The organism is Streptomyces dengpaensis (assembly GCF_002946835.1).
Taxonomy (GTDB): domain Bacteria; phylum Actinomycetota; class Actinomycetes; order Streptomycetales; family Streptomycetaceae; genus Streptomyces; species Streptomyces dengpaensis.
This window is the reverse complement of record NZ_CP026652.1, coordinates 1,175,155-1,199,407: the sequence shown is the minus strand read 5'-3', so window position 1 is coordinate 1,199,407 and position 24,253 is coordinate 1,175,155. Positions and strand designations below refer to the sequence as shown.

The window sequence follows — 24,253 nt, the reverse complement described above, 5'->3', positions numbered from 1 at the left end:
CCGAATTCCAGCGCGGGGCCGGAACAGATCGCCCGGCCGGGCTGTTGTGCGGTGCGGAAGACCTTGACGAGACCGTGGTGCGGGGCGGCCGTGAGCCCGCCCGGCCGGAAGGGCGGAGGTGACGGACGGTCCTCAGGCGGGAGCGGGCCGCGGCCGACAACTGGTCGATCCGCGACCGGGTCATCGAGACCGGCAACCGCCAGTCGTTCGTCGGCTCCCCGGCCACCGTCGCCGAGACCATCAACGCCTTCGTCCAGGCCGACGCCGCCGACGGGTTCATCTTCGTCCCGCACATCACCCCGGGCGGCCTCGACGTCTTCGCCGACACCGTGGGCCCGCTGCTCCAGGAATGCGCGGTCTTCCGCACGGAGTACGAAGGCAGCACCCTGCGCGACCACCTCGGCCTGGTCAGGCCCGAGAGCGTGCCGGAACCCGCCGCGACGACGGGATGACCTGTCCGGCATGACGCACGACAGTGCGCCCGAGGGTGCGCTCGGCGGCGCACTCGACGGTCCGCGTGACGGCGCGCTCGGCGGTGCGCACACCATCGCGCTCGGCGGTGCGCTCGACCGGCTTTCGGGCGCCGAGGAGCTTGCGGTCCCCCGTGCGCCACAGCCACGCGATGTCGCGGCCGAACGACCAGACGAGCGAGGCCAGCGCCAGACCCACGATCCCGACGGTCGCCTCGTGCGGCAGGATCCCGGAGCCGGCGACGAGCAGGATGACGCCCTGCAGGGCCGCCACCGTCTTGCGCGCCATGCTGTGCGGCAGCGCGGCATTCAGCCACGGCATCACGCGGGCCGCCGCCACGAACGCGTACCGCATCGTGCCGATCAGCAGCACCCACGGGCCGACCGACATCGCGACGTACACGCTCAGCACCAGGATCAGGAACGCGTCGACCTCCATGTCGAAGCGGGCGCCCAGCGCGGAGGACGTACCGGTGCGGCGGGCGACCTTGCCGTCGACGCCGTCGAGGATCAGCGCGACCGCCGTCAGACCGACGAGCAGGGTGACCGGCGGCGAGCTCCGGAAGGAGTCCGCGACCAGGGCGGTGACCCCGCCGACCAGGATGGCCCGGCCGAGCGTCACCCGATTGGCGGGACCGAAGGAGCGTGGCCGCGAGCGGCGCAGGGCGCGGGTCAGCACCGCCCACGTGGCAATCGCGAAGGCCAGGCCGGTCAGCCAGCCCGCGGGCCCCATGCCGATCCCCGCCCCCAGCAGAGCCAGCAACAGGAGCTGCACACCCGCTCCCACCGTGGTCTCCTGGGCCAGGATCCTCGCGTCGTATGTGTTGTTCAGGGCCACCGCACATCCTCCGGCCATATGACAGAGTCGATCAACGCCGCGTACAGTGCGCGGCTTGTCACCGGTCCGTACGTGAAGATCTGCTGAATCGTTCAGGGGGACGCCCATGGAACTCACAGCTCGCGCCTTCTGGCTCCGGTCGCCCGGCCACGGCGAGATACGCGACGTCACCCTGACACCCCCCGCGGACGGGGAGGTTCTGGTGCGCACGCTCTTCTCCGGAGTGAGCCGGGGCACCGAGACTCTCGTCTTCCGCGGGGGCGTACCGGAAAGTCAGCATGCTTCGATGCGTGCACCGTTCCAGGACGGGGATTTCCCCGCCCCCGTGAAGTACGGCTATCTCAGCGTCGGCCAAGTGGAGGAAGGACCCGCGTCGCTGCTCGGCCGGACCGTCTTCTGCCTGTATCCGCATCAGACGCGGTACGTCGTCCCGGCGAGTGCCGTGACCGTCGTACCGGAATCCGTGCCCGCCGCGCGCGCCGTCCTCGCCGGGACCGTCGAGACCGCGGTGAACGCCCTGTGGGACGCCGCGCCGCTGATCGGCGACCGGATCGCCGTGGTGGGCGGCGGCATGGTCGGCTGCTCCGTCGCCGCGCTCCTCGCCCGCTTCCCGGGCGTACGCGTCCAGCTCGTCGACGCCGATCCCGCGCGCGGCGACATCGCCCGCGCCCTCGGCGTCGACTTCGCGCTCCCCGAGGACGCCGCGGGCGAGTGCGACCTCGTCGTGCACGCCAGCGCCACCGAGGCGGGACTCACCCGGTCGCTGGAACTCCTCGCCCAGGAGGGGACCGTGCTCGAACTGAGCTGGTACGGCGACCGGCGGGTCAGCCTGCCGCTGGGGGAGGCCTTCCACTCGCGGCGGCTGGTCGTGCGCAGCAGCCAGGTGGGCTCCGTTTCCCCCGCGCGGCGCGCCAGCAGGACGTACGCCGACCGGCTCGCGCTCGCCCTCGAACTGCTCGCCGAACCCGCCTTCGACGCGCTCATCACCGGCGAGTGCGCCTTCGAGGAACTGCCGGACGTGATGGCCAAGCTCGCCTCCGGATCGATACCCGGCTTGTGCCATCGCGTCGTGTACGACGACGTCTGAGCGCGGAACAACCTGCCTGACCTCCAACGACTCCAAAGAAAGGGGAACGGGCAGCTGAACAAGGAGAACGGGGCAGCCGTACTACACGGCGTGCCCCCGGCAGGGGATCAGACGCACCGCACCTGGAGGGTCGTCCGTTGTTCAGCATCACCGTCCGCGATCACCTGATGATCGCCCACAGCTTCCGTGGCGAGGTCTTCGGACCCGCGCAGCGCCTGCACGGGGCGACGTTCCTGGTGGACGCCACATTCCGGCGCGCCGAGCTGGACGACGACAACATCGTCGTCGACATCGGGCTGGCCACACAGGAACTCGGCGCCGTCGTGAGCGCGTTGAACTACCGCAACCTCGACGACGAGCCGGACTTCAAGAACACGAACACCTCGACGGAGTTCCTGGCCAAGGTCATCGCCGACCGGCTCGCCGACCGCGTGCACGCCGGAGCCCTCGGCGAGGGCGCCCGCGGCCTGTCGGGCATCACCGTCACGCTGCACGAGTCGCACATCGCCTGGGCGAGTTACGAGCGTGCCCTGTGACCGACACGACGACGGACCGGGCGTCCGTGAGCACGGACCGGGTCCTCAACGCCGATCAGGCGTCGCTGAATTACCTGCCCGTCCAGCACACCGCACTCAAGAACGCCGAGATCATCCCCATGTCCCTGCGCTCCGTGCACTTCGTCATGCCCGGCGGTGTCGACGACCCGACCGCGCCGAGCGGCGGCAACGCCTACGACCGGCGGCTCTGTCTGGACCTCCCCGGCTTCGGCTGGCAGGTCCACCAGCACGCCGTCGCGGGCAGCTGGCCCCGCCCCGCGGCGGCCGCCCGTACGGAACTCGCCCGTACGCTCCGCGACTTGCCGGACGGCACAGTCGTCCTGCTCGACGGCCTCGTCGCCTGCGGCGTCCCCGAGATCATCGTCCCCGAGGCCGAACGGCTGGCCCTCGTCGTGCTGGTGCATCTGCCGCTCGGCGACGAGACGGGTCTCGCGCCCGACGTGGCCGCCGACCTGGACGCCCGCGAACGTACGACGCTCCGCGCCGTCGCGGCCGTCGTGGCGACCAGCGACTGGGCCGTCCGCCGGCTCGTCGCCCACCACGGGCTCGCCCCCGACCGGGTCCATCTCGCCGCGCCCGGCGCCGACATCGCGCCGCTCGCCTCCGGCACCGACGGCGTCTCGCGACTGCTGTGCGTCGCCGCGGTCACCCCGCGCAAGGGGCAGCACCGCCTCGTCGAGGCCCTCGCGACCGTCACCGACCTCCCCTGGAGCTGCGTCTGCGTCGGCGGACTCGGCCAGGATCCGGCGTACGTCGCCCAACTGCGGGCCCTGATCGAGAAGTACGGCCTCGGCGACCGGCTGCACCTCGTGGGGCCGCAGGCGGGTGCCGAACTCGACGCCAGCTACGCCGCCGCGGATCTCATGGTCCTCACGTCGTACGCCGAGACGTACGGCATGGCCGTCACCGAGGCGCTCGCGCGGGGGATCCCGGTGCTCGCGACGGACGTCGGCGGCCTTCCCGAGGCGGTCGGGCGCGCGCCCGACGGCGGCGTGCCCGGCATCCTCGTACCACCGGAGGATCCGACGGCCCTCGCCGCGGAGTTGCGCGGCTGGTTCGGCGAGGCCGACGTACGCCGCCGCCTCAAGGCCGCCGCCCGCGGGCGACGCGCCGCGCTCGACGGCTGGGCCACGACGGCCCGCAGCCTGGCCGGTGTGCTCGGCCGGCTTCCCCACAAGCCCCGGAGGGCCGCGTGAGTACGACGACGCCCCCCGCCGGGGAGAAGGCGAGTACAGGGGTGCCTGGTCAGCGTGTCGGGCAGGACGGTGTCGACGAGGTGCCTCGGTACGCCCCTCAGTGGCTCCAGTTGAGGGAAGGCGCCGACGCCGCCGCGCGGGCGGCCGAGTTGCTCGAACCGCTGCGTGTCCGGTTCGCGAATCCGTCCGATCGCTCCACGGACCTGGTGATTCACGATCTCGGCTGCGGAACCGGCTCCATGGGCCGCTGGCTCGCCCCCCGCCTCGACGGCGCCCAGCACTGGATCCTGCACGACCGGGACCCGTATCTGCTGCACTTCGCGACCGTGGAGGCGCCCCTCACGGCCGCCGACGGCAGCCCTGTCACCGTCACCACACAGCGCGGCGACATCGGCCGGCTGACCGCCGACGCCCTGTCCGGGGCCTCGCTGGTGACGGCCTCCGCGCTGCTGGACGTGCTCACCGCCGAGGAGATCGACCGGCTCGCGGCCGCCTGCGCGGGCGCCGGGGTCCCGGCGCTGCTGACGCTGTCCGTCGTGGGACGGATCGAACTCGCACCGGCCGACCCGCTCGACGCGGAGCTGGCCGAGGCGTTCAACGCCCATCAGCGCCGCGGCGAGCTGCTCGGCCCCGACGCCCTCACGGTGGCCTGCGACGCCTTCGCCCGGTACGGCGCGACGGTCCAGGTGCGGCCGAGCCCCTGGCGGCTCGGACCCGACGACGCCGCGCTCACCGAGGAGTGGCTGCGCGGCTGGGTCGGCGCGGCCTGCGAGCAGCGGCCCGACCTCGCGGCGCGTGCGGAGCCGTATCTGCGCTCCCGCCTGGCGGCGTGCGCCGCGGGCGAGTTGCGGGCGGTGGTCCACCACAGCGATGTGCTGGTCCTGCCCCGGCCTACGGGTGGTGCGGGGTGAGCGCCGGGGTGGAGACGGTGGGGGCAGTGGGGGTGGACGCGGCGGCGGTCCGTGTGCGTGCCAAGGGTGCGCGCACGGGCGGGGTCCGCGCGAGGCTCAGTACCCCCCGGCTCCGCACCCACCTCGGCACCGTCGCCGGTACCGCCATCCTCGGGGTGCTGCTCTGGCGGCTCGGTACCGGTGTATTTCTGGACGGGCTGCGGCGGATCGACGGGGTGACGCTGCTGGCGGCGCTCGGACTCGGGCTGCTCACCACGGTGTTCAGCGCGTGGCGGTGGTCTCTGGTGGCCCGCGGGCTGCGGATCCGGCTGTCGCTGGGGCCGGCCGTCGCGGACTACTACCGGGCGCTGTTCCTGAACGCGGCGCTGCCCGGCGGCGTACTCGGCGATGTGCACCGGGCCGTACGGCATGGCCAGAGCGCCGGGGACATCGGCCGCGGAGTGCGGGCGGTCGTGCTCGAACGGACCGCCGGGCAGGCGGTGCTGGCGGCCGTCGGGGCCGGGGTGCTGCTGACGCAGCCGTCGCCGGTGCTCGTCGAGACCCGGCGGCTCTTCCTGATCCTGGCGATCGTGTCGCTGTGCTCGGTGGTGACCGTGGGTGCCGTACGGAGAGGCCGGGCCCGCTCCCGGCGGTACGGAGCCGTCCGTGCCGCGTTCGCGGAAGCGCGCGGCGTGCTGCTCGCCCGGGGGAGCTGGCCCGGGGTGACGCTCTCCTCGGTGGTGGTGCTGGCCGGTCACCTGGCCATGTTCGTGCTGGCCGCCCGGGTCGCCGGATCCACGGCGTCCGTCGCCCAGTTGATACCGCTGGCGCTGCTGGCCCTGCTCGCCATGGGGCTGCCGCTGAACGTCGGCGGGTGGGGCCCCAGGGAGGGCGTGACCGCCTGGGCGTTCGGCGCCGCGGGGCTCGGCGCGAGCATGGGCCTGAGCGTCGCCGTGGTCTACGGCGTGCTCAGCTTCGCGGCGAGCCTGCCCGGAGCCGTCGTCCTGGTCGTCCGGTGGTGCGCGGCGCTCCGGCGTCCCCGGGAGGGTCGGGAGGAGAGTGCGGGAGGACACGATCAATGCGGACGATCAACGACCGGCGCATCGCGGGGAGTTCCCCCTTCCCCAGGCAGCGTCTTGGACGTCACCAGGGAGAAATACGCCCCGAAGGAATCCGTCAGTGCCGCCAGCAGTTCCTTGCCTTTCTCGGCGGAAGCCAGCGAGGGACGGCCGATGACACCGGACTCGGTATAGCCCGACATACCGAGAGTGAGCAGATGGCGTCGGTCGTCGGCGACGAAATCGGAGGTCTCATAACCGGCTTTGACGCATTCGGGACGGTCGTGCAGAAGAATGGAGGTCTCGATTTCTCCCGCATGCATATCGCTGAGCAACGAGGTCTGTACTCCGGCCCGTTCGCGGGCCGAGTCCCAGTCCTCCATGGCAGGGAAAAGCGCCATACGCGTACCGCTGCCCACCGACTCCTGAACCACGTTGCCCAGGACGTAATTTCCGCCGTGCCCGTTGACCAGCACCAGGGTGTCGACGCCCGACCTGAGCAGCGAGTCGGCGATGTCCCGTACCACCGCGTGGAGCGTGACGGAGGAGATGCTGACGGTCCCCGGCCAGGCCGCGTGCTCGTGCGAGCAGGAGATCGTCACCGGAGGAAGGAGATGCACCGGATAGGCGGCCGCGACCTCCCGCGCGATGGCGCACGCGACGAGCGTGTCGGTCGCCAGCGGAAGGAACGGACCGTGCTGTTCGAAGCTGCCGACGGGAAGGACGGCGACCTGACGGGCGACACCGGCCCCCCGTTCTCGCACATCCTCGGTGGTGTCCAGCGGCAACTGACCGGACACCGTCGTCGACGGCGTTCCCGAACTACTCATGTTTTTCACGGCCTTTCGACTCTGCTTAGGGACCAGATCATGACAGAAAACGTTGGCGTACTCGGCGGGAATGCCCACCCCAAAGGTGTCGAACGAGCCGTGATTGCCCCCTTGCCCACCGTCTACGGCGATTTCCACGCCGTCGGCTACCTCGACCACGATCGGGGCGAGGAACAAGTGGCCCTCGTGTACGGGGACTTGGACACCCTGGGCGAAGGAGACGTGCTCGCCCGGCTCCATTCGGAGTGCCTGACCGGGGACGCCTTCGGATCCACGCACTGCGAGTGCGGCCCCCAGCTCACCGCCGCGCTGCGCGCCATCGTGGCCGAGGGGCGCGGCATCCTCGTCTACCTCCGGGGCCACGAGGGCCGCGGGATCGGCCTGCTCGCCAAGCTGCGCGCGATGAAGCTCCAGGCCGAGGGTATGGACACCGTCGAGGCGAACCTCGCCCAGGGCCTCCCGGTGGACGCCCGCGACTACCGGGTGGCGGCGGAGATCCTGCACGACCTCGACGTACGGTCCGTACGTCTGCTGTCGAACAACCCGCGCAAGCGGGAGTCCCTGCTGCGCCACGGCATCAAGGTCGCCGAGCAGGTGCCGCTGCTGATACCGCCGTGCGAGGAGAACCTGCCCTACCTGCTGACCAAGCGGGAGCGCCTCGACCACTACCTCCCCCACCTGGACGACCACCTCGGCGCGATCAGGGCCGGGTGACGGCGATCAGTCCAGCACCGCCTCGTGCACGAGCCGCTTGAGCTCGGGAAAGACCGAGCTGGACGTCCTGGGGCGGAGCTGGGTCAGGAACTGCACGGTCATGTCGTGGTGCGGGTCGACCCAGAACGTCGTGGTCGCGACTCCGCTCCAGCCGAACGCGCCCAGGCTCGAAGGGGACGCGGTGACGTCCGGGTCCACCACGACGGAGACGCCGAGGCCGAAGCCGAGGCCCGCGTTGCCCGGCTCCTGGTGGACGGGGCTGCCGAAGGTACGGCGGTCGGCGTTGCCGGGGAGATGGTTGGTGACCATCAGGTCCACGGTCTCGGGGCGCAGCAGCCGGGTTCCGTCGAGTTCGCCGCGGCGGCGGAGCAGCTCCATGAAACGGTGGTAGTCGTGGGCGGTGGCCACCATGCCGCCGCTGCCGGACAGGAAACGGGGGCGGCCGTGCAGCGGCAGCCCGGCGATCGGAGTGATCCCGCCCTCGTCGTCCTCTCCGTAGAGCTCCGCGAGCCGCCCGGCCTGTTCGTCGCTGACGCGGAACCCGGCGTCCGCCATCCCGAGCGGGCCGAAGACCCGCTCGGCGAGGAAGTCGTCGAGGTCCCGGCCGGACACCACCTCGATGACACGGCCGAGGACATTGGTGGCGACCGAGTAGTTCCACTGGGTGCCCGCCTCGAACTGGAGTGGCATCCTGGCGTATACGTCGACGGTCTCGGCCAGGTTCGCGCCCGGCGGCACCGACGACTCCAGACCGGCGTCCCGGTAGAGCGCGTCGACGGGGTGGGCGTAGTAGAAGCCGAAGGTCAGGCCCGCGGTGTGGGTCAGCAGATGGCGGATCAGGATGGGGTGTTCCGCCGGGCGGGTCTTCGTGTCGGGGCCGGAGCCGCTCACGTACACCCGTGGGTCGGCGAAGGCGGGCAGGAAGTCGGCCACGGGGTCGTCGAGTTGGACGTGGCCCTCTTCGAGGAGGATCAGCGCGGCGACCGACGTGACCGGCTTGGTCATCGAGTAGATCCGCCACAAGGTGTCGGTTTCGACCGGGAGTTGGGCCGCGCGGTCGCGACAGCCGTACGTCGTGAGGTGCGCGACGCGGCCGTGCCGGGAGACGGAGACCAGGTAGCCGGGCAGCCGGCCGTCGTCGACCAGGCGGGCGAAGTGCTGGTCGAGGCGGGCCAGCGCCGCCGGATCGAGCCCGGCCTCGCGCGGCTCGACCTCCTGTCGCAGGTGACCCATGACTCTCCTCCGGGCTGCGGCTCTGATCCTTTCATGGTCTCGTACCGGCGCGTGCGGCGTCCTCCGGGGGAACCAGGCTGGCGGTCCGGATATGTGTGCGGCCTGGAAGCTTCAGGGCGAGCAGCACACCGACCGCCGAGACCGCCGCGAGCGCGGTCAACGGGGGACCCGCCGCGACACCGGTCGTGAGGCTCATCAGCGTGGCCGCCACCGCGACCTCGAGCGTGGTCCCGGCATTCAAGGCCGTCTGCTGAAGCCCGCCCGCCACGCCGCCCGGCGGCGGCCGCGAGACCGATGGCGCTCGTAGGCAGCGCGATGGGCATCCCGAGCCGGTCCGGAGGGTACGCGGCGCGCAGCATCCCGAGCGTGGCCGGTTGCAGCAGGGCGCCGAACACGCCCTGCGCGACCCACAGCCCGATCACCCAGCCGATGCCGGGCGCCAGCCGATCCCCGCCGACGTCGCGCCGAAGCCCAGGACGCTGCTCGTGAGCGTGAGGCGACGGTGGAGCGGTGAGGCGGGCGGGTTCACCGCTCCTCCGGCCCGAGGTGCGCGCCCAGCGCGGCATGCAGCAGGGGTACGAAGTCGTCGGTGCCCGTGGTGAGTTGGAGGCTGCCCCAGCTCCACAGCTGGGCGATCCCGTGCAGGTTGGCCCACAGGGCACCCGCGACGACCGGGGCCTCGGCCTCGGGCCGCACCCGGCCCACCAGGTCCACGAGCGCGCCGAACAGCGGCAGGCTCGTCTCTCGAAGACCCAGCCGATTGCTCTCCAGCAGATCATGACGGAACATCAGCTCGTACATCCCGCGGTTGGTCAGGGCGAAGTCCATGTAGACCCTCGCGAGCGTGGCGAGTTGGGCGCGGGGGCCGGCCTCGCTCTCACCGACTGCCTGCGTCGCCCGGGCCCCCAGGTCGGTGAATCCCCGGCGCGCGATGGCCGACAGCAGCTCCAGGTGCGTCGGGAAGTAGCGGCGCGGCGCTCCGTGGGAGACGCCCGCGCGCCGGGCGATCTCCCGCAGGGTCAGGGCCTGCGCACCCTCCTTGGTCACCAGGTCGACGCCGGCTTCGATCAGCCGGGCCCGCAGTCCCGTCTCCGTCTCCGATGCGCTCATAGACACTGTCTACCAGTGTGGGGTAGACAGTGTCTACTCGACGGGGGGCCTGGGAATGCCTCCGGAGGGAGGGCCTGGGAATGGCTCCGGAGGGAGGGGCGGGAATGGCTCCGGGACGGTCGGGAGTGGCGCGGGAATGGCGGTCTCATGCCAGGGGTTGATCGATATATGACTCAGGACGCGACGCAGGACGCACTGCTCAAGCTGCTCTCCGAGTACAAGGGCGGGGTGCTCGTCACCCTCAAGAAGGACGGGCGGCCCCAGCTGTCGAACGTCAGCCACGCCTACTACCCCGACGAGCGGATCGTCCGGGTCTCACTCACGGACGACCGCGCCAAGACCCGCAACCTGCGCCGGGACCCGCGAGCCTCGTACCACGTGACGAGCGAGGACCGCTGGGCGTACACGGTCGCCGAGGGCACGGCCGAGCTGACGCCCGTCGCCGCGGACCCGCACGACGAGACCGTCGAGGAACTTATCCGGGTCTACCGGGACGTCCTCGGGGAGCACCCCGACTGGGACGACTACCGCGCCGCCATGGTCCGCGACCGCCGCCTCGTGCTCCGGCTCCATGTGGAGCGGGCGTACGGCATTCCCCGCGGACGCTGACCACCCTTCGCCCTTCGCTGTCGGCGCGCGCAGCCCCGGGCGGGGACGCTCGCGGTCGTCAATGCGGAGGAGCGGTGCGGCGGCTCGCCGTACGCCCTCCGGGCCGCGGCGCCCCGTCTCTCCGCACCCTCCCCGGAGGTGCCGGCGGTGCCCGACAGCGATCCGGTGCGCGCCGCGGCCGAGGACTCGTACCGCCTGCTGTCCCCCGAGGCGGCCCGGCTGTACCGGCTGAATGGCCTCTACGACTGGCCCGCCGTGTCATCCGGGACCGCGGAGCGACGAGTTCCAGGGCCCTTGGCGGCGGCCGTCTCCTTCGCCCAGGTCTCCAGCCACTCCGCGAACTCGGCTGCCCGGTCGGGCCAGTTCAGTTCGGCGAGGGCCGCGTCCCGTCCGCTCTGGGCCGCCCGCAGCCGCAGTACCGCGTCGGCGCTCAGACGGCGTACGGCCTCCGCCGCCGCCGACGGGTCCTCGTACGGGACGACGAGTCCGCAGCCGTGCCGCTCGACCAGTTCGGCCGCGAGTGGGGTGGGCGTGGTGACGACGGGCACGCCGTAGGCCATGTACTCGACGACCTTGGTCGGGCGCGAGTGGCGGTAGTTGGGCTGGTCGTGGAGAAGGGAGAGGCCGGCCAGAGCGCCGGAGAGCAGGGCGAGCGCACGGTCGTTGGGCAGGAAGCCGTGCCAGCGCAGTATGCCGTCCCGGTCCGCCGCCGTCAGGGCGTCCCGTACGTCCGGGTCCGCCGCGCCGACCACCTCGACGTGATGGGCGGGGCCGAGCAGCCGCGCCGTCTCGATGAGGTCGAGCGCGCCGCGCGCCCGTGACAGCTGGCCCACGTAGACGACCCGCTCGCTGCCGGGCGGTTCGGGGTGATCCGGCGGGGCGGTCGCGAGGTTGGGCACCACGGGGTGAGTGCGCCGGAAGCGCTCCTGGTAGGCGTCCTCGGCGAGCAGCAGACGCAGATGGCGTTCCGCCCACCGCTCGGCCGCCCGCACGCCCAGCCGGAGCGGCGGTCGCAGGGCCCGCGGCACCCAGCGCCTCATGGTGAGCGCCGCCGCCGTGTCCTCGTGTACGTCCCACACGACCACCGGGGCGGTTCCCGACCGCCGCCAGCGGCGCAGCGTGCCGGGCAGGGTCAGCAGCAGCTCCGGGTCGTGGAGCAGGACGACGTCGGCCTCGTGCCCGCGCACGGCCAGCAGCTCGCGCGCCGCGCGTACCGCGGCGCGGCGGTCACGTCCCGCGGCCCGGGGGAGGTCCACGCCTTCGAGGTCCGGGCGCGGCAGCACCTGACGGGCCGTGAACGGGGCCGCGTACACGATCCGGTGGCCGCGCTCCCGCAGGGAGGCGATCTGCCGGTGCAGGATGCGCGCGTCCTCCGGGTGATGGACGACGGTGACGACGAGTATCCGCATCGGAGCGCCTTTCGATCGCGCGCGAGGGAAGGGAGTTGCCGCGTTGTCCAAGTGGGGCGAGCGGAGTCGCCCACGCGAGGTATGGGCAGTCGCCTACAGCACCTCGACCCCGGGCCGGAAGATCCGCCCTCGGGTGTCGAACAGCAGGCGGGCCTCGTCGGCGAGGGCCGGGAGGTCGTACGCGGAGTGGTCCTGGAGCAGGATCGTCAGGTCGTGCTCGCGCACGGCCGCCGCCGGATCGCCGACGCGGGGGACGGTCACACCGTCGACCGACCACAGCGGGACGTACGGGTCGTGGAAGGCGATCTCCGCCTCCCGGGCCCGCAGCAGCCGGGCGACCGGCGCCGCCGGCGACTCGCGCATGTCGGCGACGTCCGGCTTGTAGGTGACGCCGAGGAGCAGCACCCGGGAGCCGTGCAGTGCGCGACCCTGGTGGTTGAGCAGATCCTGGGCGCGCCGGACGACGTACTCGGGCATGTGCGCGTTGATCTCCCGGGCGAGTTCGACGAACCGGAACTCGTACCCGATCGAACGCACCTTGTACGACAGGTAGTTGGGATCGATCGGGATGCAGTGGCCGCCCACTCCCGCGCTCGGCCGGAAGGCCTGGAAGCCGAAGGGCTTGGTTCCGGCGCAGCGGATGGCGTCCCAGACGTCGACGTGCAACTCCTGGCACAGGATGGCCAGTTCGTTGACGAGGGCGATGTTCACGTGCCGGTAGGTGTTCTCAAGCAGCTTGGCCATTTCGGCCTCGCGGGTGCCCTTCGCCTGGACGACGGTGTCGACGAGCTTGCCGTAGAAGGCGACCGCGCGGGCCGCGCACGACGGAGTGCAGCCGCCGACCACCTTGGGTGTGCCGCGCAGGCCGTGCGTGGTGTTGCCGGGGTCGATGCGCTCCGGCGAGAAGGCCAGGGCGACGTCCTTGCCGACCTTCAGTCCCGACTCCTCCAGCAGCGGTCGTACGACCTCGTCGGTGGTGCCCGGATAGGTGGTCGACTCCAGCACGACGAGCTGTCCGCGCCGCAGTCTGCCCGCGACCGCTCGCGCGGCGGAGATCACCGCGCTCAGATCGGGGCCGCCGTCCTCGCTCAGCGGGGTCGGCACGCAGATGACCACGGTCTGCGCACGGGCCAGGCAGGCGTCGTCCGTGTACGCCGTGAAACCCGCCGCGCGCATCCGCCGGACGTCCTCGTCGGACACGTCGTCGACATGGGAGTGTCCGGCATTGAGGGCCTCGACGACGCGTGGGTCACGGTCGAGCCCGGCGACTCTCAGTCCGACCGCCGCCGCTTCCCTCGCGAGGGGCAACCCGACGTAGCCGAGTCCGATGACCGCGAGTTCCACGTGTCCGGCGTGTTTCTCGTCCCCGAGCTGTTGGGCCAATTCCCCGAGCTGTTCGCTCGATTCCCCGAGCGGTCCGGTCCGTTCGACCTGCATAGGGATTCACTCCGCTCGACCTGCATAGGGACTCACTCCGCCCCAGGGCGGACGTGCATGGATCCGAAGGGTCAGAACAGTGCGGCTCGGGGGTCCCGGGCCTCAGGCGCATCCAAGAGCGCGATACGCCTCATGGGTCGTGGTGGCGACCCTCTTCCAGGTGCGGTCACGCGCTACCAGTGCGCGAGCGGACGCTCCCCATTCATGCCGCCGTTTTTGACTGTAAAGCAATACTTCGAGGGCGTCCGCCCAAGTATCAGGCGATTCAGCTGGGATTAGCCACCCGGTAACCTCCTGTTCGACCAGTTCTCTGAGGGCCGCGAGGTCGCTGGCAGCCACGGGAAGACCGCTCGCCATCGCTTCGACCGGCTTGAGCGGGGTCACGAGACGGCAGACCCGCTCGTCGGTGCGCGGCACCGCGAAGACATCCAGCACGGCGTGGAAATCCCGCACTTGGGCGTGCGGCACCCGGCCGGTGAACAGGGCGACGCCGTCGCGGAGACCCAGCCGGGCGGCCAGCCGCTCCAGCGCCGCGCGCTCCGGCCCGTCGCCCACGATCAGCAGCCGCAGCCGGACACCGCGGCGGCGCAGCTCGGCACCCGCATGGAGCAATGTGCCGATGCCCTCGTGCGGCGTGAGGCTGCTGACGGTGCCCACGACGAGCTCGTCCGGCGCGATCCCGAGGCGGGCGCGCAGCGGCGCCCCGTCCGGCGGCGGGGCGAGGAACGCCTCGTCCACCGCGTTCGGCACGATCAGCACCCGCTCCTCGGGCACCCCGCGGGCCACGATCTCGGCCTTCATCGCCGTGCCCAGCGTCAGCACCAGATCGGCTTCACGCATGCAGTACGTCTCCAGGGCGCGCCGCACGCGGTACGTCTCGTCGTCCGGGCCGCGGCCCGGCGCCTGGGTCAGCCAGGTCTCCTCCAGGAAGCCCCGCACCTCGTACACGACCGGCAGCCCGTACGCCTCGCGCAGGGCCAGCGCCACGCGCCCGTTGCCGTGGTCGGTCGCCGCGTGCAGCACGGCGGGCCGCAACCGCTCCACCAGGCGCCCGGCCAGCTCGGCGTTGCGCGCCAGCGCCGCATCCTGCCCGTACGGCAGCCACAGCGGCAGCAGCCGGTGCTGCGGCACCCCGCCCAGGAGCTGCAGCGGGCGGGCGTCCAGCACGCCCTGCGCCACCGGGAACCCGATGCGCGTCACGACGTGCGGATCGAGCCCGGCCGCCCGCTGGGCCTCGGCGAGCGCCTGGGTGCGCACGGTGTAGCCCGCCTGCTTGAACGGCAGCCCGTTGGTGACCAGATGCAGCACCCGGCCCGGCACCGGCCTGATCACCCGCCCGGCGGGGGCGGGCACACGAGAAGCGGGCGGACCCGAGGTCCCAGCCGTACGGGCCGGATCCGCTGTCGGTCCGGCCGTACGGGCGCGGGCGGCGAGCCGCCGTTCGACCGGCCGCAGCCCGCGCCGGGCACGCGGCGGCAGCATCCGCAACCCGAGCAACGCGCTCCGCACGGGATCGTGCCGCAACTCGCCCCAGGCCACGGATGCGGCCAAGCTGAGAGCACGGGGGATGCGTCGGGACATGTCGCCAAGGTAGGCCGACAGAGCGGAGAACGTACGACATGAACGGCCGTGTACTGCATGTCGTCGGGACCAGGCCGAACTTCGTGAAGGCCGCCCCGGTCGTCGCCGCGCTGCGTACCAGCGGGCACGAACAGGTCCTGGTGCACACCGGGCAGCACTACGACGAGCGGATGTCGCAGATCTTCTTCCGGGAGCTGGATCTGCCCGAGCCGGACACCGACCTGGGTGTCGGCTCGGGCAGCCACGCCCGCCAGACCGCCGATCTGCTGGTGGCGCTGGAGGGCGAGTTCACCGCCCGCGCTCCCGCGCTCGTCGTGGTCTACGGCGACGTCAACTCCACGCTCGCCGCCGCACTCGTCGCCGCCAAGCTGGGCATCCCGGTGGCCCATGTCGAGGCGGGGCTGCGGAGCTTCGACATGACGATGCCGGAGGAGGTCAACCGGCGCCTGGTCGACCAGCTCGCCGAGCTGCTGTTCGCGACCAGCCCCGAGGCCGTCGGACACCTCGCCCGCGAGGGCGCCGACTCCGGCCGGGTCCACTTCGTCGGCAACCCCATGATCGACACCCTGCTCACCCATATGGACCATTTCGATCCGGCCGCCGTGCGCGCGGCCTACGGACTGCCCGAGCGCTATGGCGTCGTCACGCTCCACCGGCCCGCCAACGTCGACGACCCCGAGGCGGCCCGGGCCGCCGCCCGCGCGCTGACCGAGGCGGCCACCCAACTGGACCTCGCCGTGCCCCTGCATCCGCGCGGGCGCGCGGCCCTGCGGTCGGCGGGCCTCGCGCACGCGCCCGGCGTGCACCTCTTCGAACCGCTCGGATACGTCGCCTTCATGGGTCTCGTACGGGGAGCCGCCGCCGTGATCACCGACTCGGGCGGCGTCCAGGAGGAGACCACCGTGCTGGGCATCCCGTGCCTGACCCTGCGCACCACGACCGAACGCCCGGTCACCGTCACCCACGGCACCAACCGCCTCGTACGACACGGCGAGTTGGTGCCCGCACTGCGCAAGGTGCTGGACGGGCAGGCGCCCTCGCCCGCCGAAGGGCCGCCGCTGTGGGACGGGAAGGCGGGCGCTCGCATCGCCCGGGTGGTCACCCAGTGGCTGGAGCGCCATGACTGAGAGCACCCGCACTGACGCCATGACTGACAGCACCCGCACCTACTGGGACACCCGGCATCTCGAACGCGACGACCTCGCCTCCGGCGGGCACATCGGCCTCGACCGCCCCGGCAACGAGATCTTCTACGCGCTGCGGCTCGGCGAGCTGATCACCCTGATCGGCGATCTGTCCAGCCCGGGGGCCCCGCTGTTCGTGCTCGACGCGGGCTGCGGGAAAGGGTACTTCGCACGCGCCCTGGCACGCTGCGGCCACCGCGTGGACGCCTTCGACAGCAGCCCCGAGGCCATCACGTACGCCTGCTCCCGGGGCGGCGGCCCGCGCTACGCCGTCGCCGCGCTCGACGAGTGGCGCAGCCCCTGGCCGTACGACGTCGTCCTGGGCGTGGACGTCCTGTTCCACGTCCTGGACGACGAGGAGTGGAGGGCAGGACTGCGCAACCTCGCCTCGCTCGTCCGGATCACCGGCCGGCTGATCCTCACCGACGAGGACACACACGAGACCGACGAGGACACACACGAGACCGACGAGGACACACACGAGACCGGCCAGGACCCACACGAGTCCACCCCGCCCGGCGACTACCTGCTGCACCGGCCGGCATCCGCCTACCGCAGGGAACTTGAACCCCTCGGCCTGACCCACACCCTCTTCCGGCCCTACGGCTTCCGCGAGAGCCGGGCCGGCTTCCACGTCTTCACGAGGACCCGCTGATGCGCCTGACCGACCTGCTTCACCCGCATCTGGACGGCATCACCTCCGTCGTGGACGCGACGGACGGCGGCCTCCGTCTGGAGCCGTATCTGCACCTCCCGCCGGGCATCGAACTGCGCCGCCACGAACAACCCGTGGGCGAAGGGGAGCTGGTGCTCCTCTCGTACGGCCCCCAATCCGCGCTGCACGGCGACGAGGCGGACTGCCGCGCCGTACTGGAACGGATGCGGCCCGGCGGTCGCGGTCTGATCGTCTTCGGCCACCCCGGTCCCGAACTCCCCTACCACCGGCTCCTCGACAGTCTGGTGGCCCACAACTGCCAGGTACTGCGGGCCGCCGCACTCGACTACGCCCACCTGCACGCGGGTGCGGTCTTCGCCTGCACCGACGAACTCCTGCCGCCCCACGACTGGTTCGGCCGACCCGTGCCGGCCGAAGGCCTCGCCACGGCGCTGCGGATCGCCGGCGAGTACGTCCTCGCCGACCTGGTCTCCCGGTCCCTGCGCGCCCGCCTGCTCGACCTGGAGGACACGGCCGAGGAGACCGCGCGGGCCCTGGACGCGGTCCGCCAGGACGGACTCGCCGACCGGCTGGCCGCCGCCGTACGGGAGAAGGAGCAGCTGAGTTCCGCACTGCGCCGTGCCCGGGGACGGGTCGGCGTGCTGGAGGCGCGCGTGGCCATGCTGGAGGGCTCCACCTCGCTGCGGGTGGGGAAGGCGCTGGTCACGGCGGCGCGGTCGCCGAAGCGCGGGGCGGTCCGGCTGCCGGGGGAGCTGTACGGGATGTGGCGGCAGCGGAAGGGGAAGGGGAGGAAGCGGCCGGCCGAAGCCGTCGTCCGTCCGCAGAGTGCGGTCGCCCGTCCGCAGACTGCGCGGGAGCCGGACCTCCCGGCCGACGACCGCCTCCACCTCACCCACCGTGCCCTGTCCGTGGGCCCCCGTGACCGCCTGGTGATCACCGGCGTGCTGACCGACCGCGCCGCCGAGGACTTCGCGGCGGACGCCGTCGTGAGCCGGGTGCTGCCGCACGACGGGCACGTGCTCCTGGAGCGGACCGACCCGGACGCCTTCGTCGTCCAGCTGAGCGCATGCGCCGGCCCCGACGGACCGTGGTCCCTCACCGGCACCGCCCTGGCCCCCGACCTGGACCGCCGGCTCGCCGAACTGGTCGGACAGGCAAGGGCGTCGGGACGGCCCGCGGTGCTGTGGCGGGACGGCCCGGCGGCGTGCGCTCCCGGACTGGCGCAGCTCGCCTGGGACGCCGTCATCGACGCGGACGCCGGCGTACGGCTCTCCCGCCTCGACCCGGTCGCCGACGGCAGGGAGCGGCTCCGGGAGGCGTTCGCGCAGGACAGCACCCGGGTGCGGCTGGCGCGGCTCGCCCGGCTCGTCGGAGCCCCCGACCCCCTGGACAGGCGCCGCGTCGCCGTGCTGGCCGCACCCGGGGACCGGGCCGACGTCGCACGGCTCGTCGCCCAGGCGCTCGGCCAGCTCCACCGGCCGGCCGAGGTGGTCGTGCCCGACCCGAAAGAGCTCGACGAACTCACCGCCGCAGGGGTCGCCGTCCACACGGGACCGCCCACCGCGCCGTGGATCGCGGACTGGTCGGACCTGTCCGAGGACCGCCCGGACACCCTGCTGCTCGACCTGATGTGCGCCCAGGAGTACTCGGGCGCCGACGCGGTGGGCCACACCCCCGCCGCCGACGACTACGCCTTCGTACCGGTGCTGCGGCCGCTGCTCGTCCGGCGGTCGCTGCTGATGGCCGGCGCTCCGCCGGACACCTGGTCGCGCGAGGGGTACCGCCTGTTCGCCGTGCGTGGGAAGGAGCCGTCATGACCCGCATCCTGCGTGCGCTCGTCTACGGCGACGTGGACCTCAACCTCATCGACGGCTCGGCCGTGTGGGCCCAGTCGACCGTGCGGGCGCTCGCCCTCGCGGGCTGCCGGACCCGGCTCGTCCTCAAGTCGCCCGTGGTGACAGGGAGGTTGACCGACCCATTGGAGGGGCTGCCCGGGGTCACGCTGGTGCGTCCGTACGAGGAGCGGCTCGTGCCCGGACAGGGGGATCACCCGCTCTCGCCCGTACAGGCCTCCCGGCTGCTCACCCAGCTCGACCAGGACGAGCCCTGCGACCTGCTGGTGCTGCGCGGCCGCAGGCTGGTCACCCGGGTCGTCGCCGACCGCGCCTTCGACGGACGGATCTGGGCCTACCTCACCGACATCCCACAGACACCGGCCGAGATGACCGAGGAGGCACGCGCGGGGCTCGCCCGCATCGCCAACGCCTCACAGCAACTCCTGTGCCAAACCGAGGAGTTGCGCTGCTTCCTGGAGACCTGGGTGCCGGAGGCCTGCGGCCGCTGTCTGCTCAGTCCGCCCGCCGTGCCCGAACCGGCCTTCCCGGTGCCGGAGCACGACCGGCCGCACGATCCCGTACGGCTCGTCTACACCGGCAAGTTCGCGCCGCGGTGGAACACCCTGCCCATGACGCGTCTGCCGGCCCTGCTCGCCGAACAGGGGGTGCGGGCCGAACTCCACGCCGTCGGCGACAAGATCCACAAAGACCCCGCCCACCCCGGCTTCCCGGTCGCCATGGCCGAGGCGCTGCGCTCCACCCCCGGCGTCCACCACCACGGCGGGCAGCCGCGCGAGGAAGCCATGCGCATCGCCGCCGACTGCGATCTGGGCCTCGGCTGGCGGGACCCGGTCCTGGACGCCAGCCTCGAACTCTCCACCAAAGTCCTTGAGTTCGGGTCGCTCGGCCTGCCCGTCATCCTCAACCGCACACCCGCGCACGAGGCGCTCCTCGGGAGCGACTATCCCTTGTACGTCCCCGGAGGCGCCGAACTCACGGACGCCGCCGCAGCCGTCGCCCGCGCCGTACGCGAGCCCGAGACACGGCGCATGGCCGCCGACCGCTGCCGGGACGCCGCCCGGCGGTACACCATGAAGAACGCGGCGGTCCGCTGGCGTACGCAACTCGACCGGGCCCTTCCGTCCGCGCCCCCCGCCGTCGCCGCCCGGCCGCAGCCGCTGCGGATCGCCGTCGCGGGGCACGACCTGAAGTTCCTCTCGCGGCTGCTCGACCACGTCCGCGCGCTGCCCGGTGTCGAGGTACGGATCGACGCCTGGCCCGCGCTTGCCCGCCACGACCAGGCCGCCAGCCGTGAACTCGCCGACTGGGCCGACGTGGTGGTCGTCGAGTGGTGCGGTCCTGCGGCCGTCTGGTACAGCCGCCACAAGCGGCCCGGAAGCCGGCTCGTCGTCCGGCTGCACCGCTTCGAACTGGACGCCGGGTACCCGGAGCAGGTCGACATCGACGCGGTCGACCGGGTGGTGTGCGTCAGTCCCTACTACGCCCGCAGCACCCTTGAGCGCACGGGCTGGCCCGCGGTGAAGATCCAGACCATCCCGAACTGGGTCGACACCGATCAGCTCGACCGGCCCAAGGCGCCGGGTGCCCGTTTCCGCCTCGGCATGATCGGCATCGCGCCCAGCCGCAAACGCCTCGACCTCGGCCTCGACGTCCTCGAAGCGCTGCGCGCCCGCGACCGGCGCTGGCATCTGTCGGTCAAGTCCAAGCCGCCATGGGAGTACTGGTGGATCTGGAACAAGCCCGAGGAGCGCGCGCACTACGACGCCGTACTGCGCCGCATGCAGCGGTCGCCGCTGCTCGAAGGGGCCGTCGTCTTCGACGAGTTCGGCCCTGACGTGGCGGGCTGGCTGCGCAGGATCGGACACGTCCTGTCCACCAGCGACGACGAGAGCTTCCACCTCGCGCCGGCCGAGGGCATGGCCTCCGGCGCCGTACCCGCGCTGCTGCCGTGGCCCGGGGCGGACGAGATCTACGACCGGCGGTGGATCCACGAGAGTCCGGAGGCGATGGCGGAGGCGATCGCCGGGCTGGAGGAGCGGGAGGACTGGCTCTTTGCCGGGGAGGTGGCCCGCAAGCAGGTGCGGGAGTCCTTCTCGCTGGACGGGGTGGCGCGGACCTGGACCGAGCTGCTGGTGTCCGGCTGACTGCCGGCGTCCGCCCGATGGCCGCTTTCCGCGCGATGGCCGCTTTCTGCCCGACTACTGCCGGGCTGATGCCCGAGTCCCCCGCGCCCTCGAGGACGCGCCCCTCGACGCGGTGGCCGCCCCCGACGGCACCGAACTCTTCATCTGCGCCACCGGACGCCCCGAACTCCCCGACTGGACAGGCGACTTCGAGTCCGTCGAGCAGCAGCCGACCGCGCGCTCCGTGACCCGCATCGACCATCTCGCGCTCACCCAGCCCTGGCACCAGTTCGACGAAGTCGCGCTTCTTCCACCGCAGCGTGCTCGGGCTGGACGCACAGGAGAGCGTCGACGTCGCCGACCCGTACGGGCTGCACCGCAGCCGCGCCGTCGCCAACGCCGACGGCAGCGTACGCATCGCTCTCGGCGTCGGCCCCGCCCCACCGACGAGGGCGCCCGCGCCCAGCACATCGCGCTCGCCACGGACGACGTGGTCGCCGCGGCCCGCCGCTTCCGCGCGGCGGGCGGCCTCCTGCTGCCGATGCCCGCGAACTACTACGACGACCTCGCCGCACGGCATGAGTTCGCCGACGGCGAGCTGGAGGCGTACCGCGAACTCGGCATCCTCTACGACCGCGACCACGACGGCGAGTTCCGCCACTGCTACACGCAGACCGTCGGCCGCGTCTTCTTCGAACTCGTCCAGCGCGACGGCGGATACCGCGGCTACGGCGCGCAGAACGCCCCGGTGCGCCTCGCCGCGCAGCACGCGGCGCGACCGGGGCGTTGACGCGGCGCGGGGGTTACGTCATTTCCCCCGGCTTGCACGGCGAACGGCGGCAGACGACTTGGGCACAACGGGATACAAGGGGCCCTCGGCTCCGTAGAATTCACGGCTATCCGCAGGACAGGGCAGCCCGCACCAGGGGGCAGGGGGACAGCCGTGAGGGATGACACCGTCGCGCGTGCCAGACGGCGGTACGGGGGACTCATCGACCCGACTCTGACCACGTACGACGCCTCGCTCGACCTGGCCGCGGACGACCGCGCGGAGGACGTCGCCGAACGGCTGGCGGAGCACTTCCGGCGGCATCCGCGCGAGCGCGTGGTGCTCCGGCTCGACGGTGCGGACGTGGGCATCAGCGACGCGGCACGACTGCGCCGGGCGCAGGGCGTCGCCGGCGGTGCCGATGCCGACGTGGGAGCCGCGGACCGCGCAGGACTGCTGGGCCGCTCGACGCGGTTCCGTGCCGTCGGCTTCGTCTGCGGCGGCTGCGGGCGGACCGCCGTACTGTCGTACTACGACGACCGGTTCCTGCCCACGTGCGCCGACACCGCCGACTGCCCGGGACCGATGGAGCTGGTGCGATGAAGCTGGGCGACGCGGTCACGCCGCCCGCGGGGCTCGGCTCCGGACGCCGGTTCTTCATGGTCGGTTATCTGCCGACGTACGCCGCGCTGCTCTTCGTCCTGCTGTTGTTCTGGGCGGGAGCGCGCGCCTGGGTGGAGCCTCCCCAGGGCGGGCTGAGCTTCGGACGCGCCTGGCAGACGGCGGCCGCGCTCGGCGTGGGCGAGGTGGTCTTCCTCGTCCTGGCCATCACGCTGACCGCGGTCCTGCTGAACCCTTTCCAGACCGCCATGGTCCGCCTGCTGGAAGGGTACGGTCCCGCCTGGCCGGGGTCCGGCCGGGCCCGCGAACGCCAGCGGGCCCGCAAGAAGAAGTGGCAGGACCGGGCGACCCTGGCCCAGGGCAACCCCGCCGCCCTCACCGAACCGGTCGTCCAGGAGGCGGGCTTCGCGGGCAGCGAGCTGCGGCGGCGCTACCCGCTCCCCGACCACCTGGTGCGGCCCACCGCGCTCGGCAACGCCCTCGCGGCGGCCGACGACGGCGTGGGCCGAGCCTTCGGATTCGACGCGGTGGTGGCCTGGCCGCGCCTGTATCCGCTGCTCGGCGACGAGACGCGCGCCATCGTCGACGACCGCAGGGACGCCGTGGACGGTGCGGTGCGGATGGCGGTGACCATGGCCGTCACCGCCGTCGTCTCCGCCGTGGTGCTGGTCCGCTGCGGAGGATGGCTCGCGCTCGCCCTGATCCCGCTCGTCCTGTCCTGGATCGCCTACCGCGGGGCCGTGCAGGCGGCACTCGCCTACGGGGACTCCCTCCACGCCGCCTTCGACCTGCACCGGTTCGCCCTCCTCACGGCGCTCGGGACGAAGCTGCCGAACGATCCGGCGGAGGAGCGGATGGTCGCGGCGTGGTGGTGCGACCTGTGGCGGCAGGGCATACCGCTGCCGCCCGCGTTTCGGTACACGGTCGAGGAGACCGGCCAGGGGGAGCAGCCATGACGACGGAAGACCGGACACCGGACGCGGGCGAGAAGCCGAAGGCCGAGGAGGCCAAGGCCCAGGAGGCCGAGGCCGAGGAGCCCAAAGGGGAGCGGCACCAGGGCGAGCGGCGCATGCTCCCCTACTCGCTCATCGTCGGGCAGGAGGAGCTGCGGACCGCTCTGGAGATCGCGTACGTCAGTCCCGGCGTCGGCGGCGTCCTCGCCACCGGACAGCGCGGCACCGCCAAGACGACGACCGTGCGGGCCTTCACGACGATGGCCGTCAGCGAGTTCCCGGTGACGCTGCCGATCGGCGCGACCGACGACCGGGTGCTGGGCGGCTGGGAGATTCCGGAGCTGATGCACGGCAAGTCGACGAGAGCCGAGGGTCTCCTGGAACGGGCGGCTCGCTCCGCGTCCCGGATGCTGTACGTCGATGAGATCAATCTGCTCGACGACTATCTGGTCAACATCATCCTGGACGTCGCCTCCACCGGCGTACTGCCGCTGGAACGGGACCACCACTCGGAGGACCTGCGGAACGTGGAGTTCACCCTGGTGGGCACCATGAACCCGGACGAGGGTGGACTGCGGCCCCAACTCCTCGACCGATTCGGCTTGGTGGCCACGGTCGAGTCCGAAGCCACCGACGAGCAGCGGCAGCGGATCGTGGAGACCGTGCTGCGCTTCGAAGCCGAACGGGAGGCCCCCGCCTCGGAGTTCATCGCCGAGGCCCTGCGCCGCGACGGCGAGCGCAAGGCCACGCTCGACACGGCACGCGAGCGTGTGGCGACGGTGCGGTACGACACCGACGTCGTCGCCCGTTGCGCACGACTCGCCCAGGACTTCGCCCTCGCGGGCCACCGCGGCGAACTCGTGCTGATGAGGGCGGCGCGGGCGCTGGCCGCGATCGAGGGGGCCGAGCGGGTGTCCCGCGACCATGTCCGGCGCGTCGCGAAACCGGCGCTCGTGCACCGCCGGGGACGGGGCGACACCGGAACGTTCGCGGCCTGGACCGATCAGGACGACGAACGCGTACGCGCCGTGCTCGACGACCGGACGGACTGA

Annotated in this window: 21 protein-coding genes and 4 pseudogenes; 16 read left to right on the top strand and 9 right to left on the bottom strand. The window is 72.4% G+C overall.

The genetic code is table 11. The features are described from left to right. Positions 1 to 137: 137 nt before the first annotated feature. Positions 138 to 452: pseudogene (locus tag C4B68_RS42980) on the top strand (F420-dependent methylene-tetrahydromethanopterin reductase); the annotation flags it as partial. On the opposite strand, the gene C4B68_RS05555 reads toward C4B68_RS42980, so the two are convergent. Further along, entirely contained in the window at positions 409 to 1,308 is a 900-nt protein-coding gene (locus C4B68_RS05555) for a CDP-alcohol phosphatidyltransferase family protein (RefSeq protein ID WP_099502742.1), read from the bottom strand. The pseudogene C4B68_RS42980 and the gene C4B68_RS05555 sit on opposite strands and share 44 nt — an antisense overlap. A gap of 106 nt (positions 1,309 to 1,414) precedes the next feature. Here C4B68_RS05555 and C4B68_RS05550 point away from each other — a divergent pair, with 106 nt between their 5' ends. The 5 genes and pseudogenes from C4B68_RS05550 to C4B68_RS42975 all read left to right on the top strand — a co-directional run. Then, entirely contained in the window at positions 1,415 to 2,395 is a 981-nt protein-coding gene (locus tag C4B68_RS05550; RefSeq protein ID WP_099502740.1) for a zinc-dependent alcohol dehydrogenase, read from the top strand. 137 nt (positions 2,396 to 2,532) lie between these two features. Continuing rightward, positions 2,533 to 2,931 carry a 6-pyruvoyl trahydropterin synthase family protein gene (locus C4B68_RS05545; RefSeq protein ID WP_099502738.1) on the top strand — a complete coding sequence of 133 codons (399 nt, stop codon included), beginning with the start codon at positions 2,533 to 2,535 and terminating at the stop codon, positions 2,929 to 2,931. After that, a complete protein-coding gene (locus C4B68_RS05540; protein WP_099502736.1) occupies positions 2,928 to 4,148 on the top strand; it encodes a glycosyltransferase family 4 protein in 1,221 nt (406 codons plus the stop codon). Before C4B68_RS05545 ends, C4B68_RS05540 begins: the two co-directional genes overlap by 4 nt. 41 nt (positions 4,149 to 4,189) lie before the next feature. Beyond that, the gene (locus tag C4B68_RS05535; RefSeq protein WP_240634672.1) at positions 4,190 to 5,059 is read left to right on the top strand and encodes a class I SAM-dependent methyltransferase; all 870 of its coding nucleotides are present in this window, start codon (positions 4,190 to 4,192) and stop codon (positions 5,057 to 5,059) included. Continuing rightward, positions 4,978 to 5,964: pseudogene (locus C4B68_RS42975) on the top strand (lysylphosphatidylglycerol synthase transmembrane domain-containing protein); the annotation flags it as partial. The gene C4B68_RS05535 and the pseudogene C4B68_RS42975, both read left to right, overlap by 82 nt. A 149-nt stretch (positions 5,965 to 6,113) precedes the next feature. On the opposite strand, the gene C4B68_RS05525 reads toward C4B68_RS42975, so the two are convergent. Beyond that, the gene (locus C4B68_RS05525; protein WP_099502732.1) at positions 6,114 to 6,926 is read right to left on the bottom strand and encodes a creatininase family protein; all 813 of its coding nucleotides are present in this window, start codon (positions 6,924 to 6,926) and stop codon (positions 6,114 to 6,116) included. A gap of 39 nt (positions 6,927 to 6,965) precedes the next feature. Between C4B68_RS05525 and ribA the strand changes: the two genes are divergently transcribed. Beyond that, entirely contained in the window at positions 6,966 to 7,640 is a 675-nt protein-coding gene (gene ribA, locus C4B68_RS05520) for a GTP cyclohydrolase II (RefSeq protein WP_099502730.1), read from the top strand. 6 nt (positions 7,641 to 7,646) lie between these two features. Here the strand turns inward: ribA and C4B68_RS05515 are convergent, their stop codons facing one another. The 4 genes and pseudogenes from C4B68_RS05515 to C4B68_RS05505 all read right to left on the bottom strand — a co-directional run bounded on the left by C4B68_RS05515 (position 7,647) and on the right by C4B68_RS05505 (position 9,983). After that, positions 7,647 to 8,873, bottom strand: a complete 1,227-nt coding sequence (locus C4B68_RS05515; protein ID WP_099502728.1) for a serine hydrolase domain-containing protein — start codon at positions 8,871 to 8,873, stop codon at positions 7,647 to 7,649. 31 nt (positions 8,874 to 8,904) lie between these two features. Beyond that, the gene (locus tag C4B68_RS41740; protein WP_167458937.1) at positions 8,905 to 9,114 is read right to left on the bottom strand and encodes a hypothetical protein; all 210 of its coding nucleotides are present in this window, start codon (positions 9,112 to 9,114) and stop codon (positions 8,905 to 8,907) included. A 13-nt stretch (positions 9,115 to 9,127) separates the two neighbouring features. Continuing rightward, positions 9,128 to 9,498, bottom strand: a pseudogene (locus C4B68_RS44630) (hypothetical protein); the annotation flags it as partial. Next, a complete protein-coding gene (locus C4B68_RS05505; RefSeq protein WP_099502726.1) occupies positions 9,399 to 9,983 on the bottom strand; it encodes a TetR/AcrR family transcriptional regulator in 585 nt (194 codons plus the stop codon). The gene C4B68_RS05505 and the pseudogene C4B68_RS44630, both read right to left, overlap by 100 nt. Positions 9,984 to 10,151: 168 nt before the next feature. On the opposite strand from C4B68_RS05505, the gene C4B68_RS05500 reads away from it, so the two are divergent. Then, a complete protein-coding gene (locus tag C4B68_RS05500) occupies positions 10,152 to 10,592 on the top strand; it encodes a PPOX class F420-dependent oxidoreductase (protein ID WP_099502724.1) in 441 nt (146 codons plus the stop codon). A gap of 239 nt (positions 10,593 to 10,831) precedes the next feature. Here C4B68_RS05500 and C4B68_RS05490 read toward each other — a convergent pair whose 3' ends face one another. From C4B68_RS05490 to C4B68_RS05480, 3 genes are all read right to left on the bottom strand, one after another. Next, positions 10,832 to 12,001, bottom strand: coding sequence for a glycosyltransferase family 4 protein (locus C4B68_RS05490; protein ID WP_099502723.1), 1,170 nt, complete (start codon positions 11,999 to 12,001; stop codon positions 10,832 to 10,834). Positions 12,002 to 12,094: 93 nt separating this feature from the next. Further along, on the bottom strand, positions 12,095 to 13,438 hold the full coding sequence (locus tag C4B68_RS05485; protein ID WP_099502722.1) for a nucleotide sugar dehydrogenase: 1,344 nt from the start codon (positions 13,436 to 13,438) through the stop codon (positions 12,095 to 12,097). Between the two features lie 102 nt (positions 13,439 to 13,540). Continuing rightward, positions 13,541 to 15,019: a glycosyltransferase family 4 protein gene (locus C4B68_RS05480; protein WP_099502721.1), complete on the bottom strand. Its 1,479-nt coding sequence runs from the start codon at positions 15,017 to 15,019 to the stop codon at positions 13,541 to 13,543. 38 nt (positions 15,020 to 15,057) lie between these two features. On the opposite strand from C4B68_RS05480, the gene wecB reads away from it, so the two are divergent. The 8 genes and pseudogenes from wecB (at position 15,058) to C4B68_RS05440 (ending at position 24,253) form a co-directional block, all read left to right on the top strand. Continuing rightward, complete coding sequence (gene wecB, locus C4B68_RS05475) at positions 15,058 to 16,146, top strand: non-hydrolyzing UDP-N-acetylglucosamine 2-epimerase (RefSeq protein WP_099502720.1); 1,089 nt, start codon at positions 15,058 to 15,060, stop codon at positions 16,144 to 16,146. A gap of 19 nt (positions 16,147 to 16,165) precedes the next feature. Further along, the gene (locus C4B68_RS05470) at positions 16,166 to 16,858 is read left to right on the top strand and encodes a class I SAM-dependent methyltransferase (protein WP_167459012.1); all 693 of its coding nucleotides are present in this window, start codon (positions 16,166 to 16,168) and stop codon (positions 16,856 to 16,858) included. Next, positions 16,858 to 18,696: a hypothetical protein gene (locus tag C4B68_RS05465; protein WP_099502718.1), complete on the top strand. Its 1,839-nt coding sequence runs from the start codon at positions 16,858 to 16,860 to the stop codon at positions 18,694 to 18,696. The genes C4B68_RS05470 and C4B68_RS05465 overlap by 1 nt, the downstream gene beginning before the upstream one ends. Continuing rightward, entirely contained in the window at positions 18,693 to 20,879 is a 2,187-nt protein-coding gene (locus C4B68_RS05460; RefSeq protein WP_099502717.1) for a glycosyltransferase, read from the top strand. The genes C4B68_RS05465 and C4B68_RS05460 overlap by 4 nt, the downstream gene beginning before the upstream one ends. 82 nt (positions 20,880 to 20,961) lie before the next feature. Next, positions 20,962 to 21,648: pseudogene (locus tag C4B68_RS05455) on the top strand (VOC family protein); the annotation flags it as partial. Between the two features lie 153 nt (positions 21,649 to 21,801). Next, positions 21,802 to 22,230 (top strand): hypothetical protein, encoded by a 429-nt coding sequence (locus C4B68_RS05450; RefSeq protein WP_099502716.1) that lies wholly within the window; start codon positions 21,802 to 21,804, stop codon positions 22,228 to 22,230. After that, positions 22,227 to 23,204, top strand: coding sequence for a hypothetical protein (locus C4B68_RS41735; RefSeq protein ID WP_099502715.1), 978 nt, complete (start codon positions 22,227 to 22,229; stop codon positions 23,202 to 23,204). The genes C4B68_RS05450 and C4B68_RS41735 overlap by 4 nt, the downstream gene beginning before the upstream one ends. Beyond that, positions 23,201 to 24,253 (top strand): AAA family ATPase, encoded by a 1,053-nt coding sequence (locus tag C4B68_RS05440; RefSeq protein ID WP_240634185.1) that lies wholly within the window; start codon positions 23,201 to 23,203, stop codon positions 24,251 to 24,253. The genes C4B68_RS41735 and C4B68_RS05440 overlap by 4 nt, the downstream gene beginning before the upstream one ends.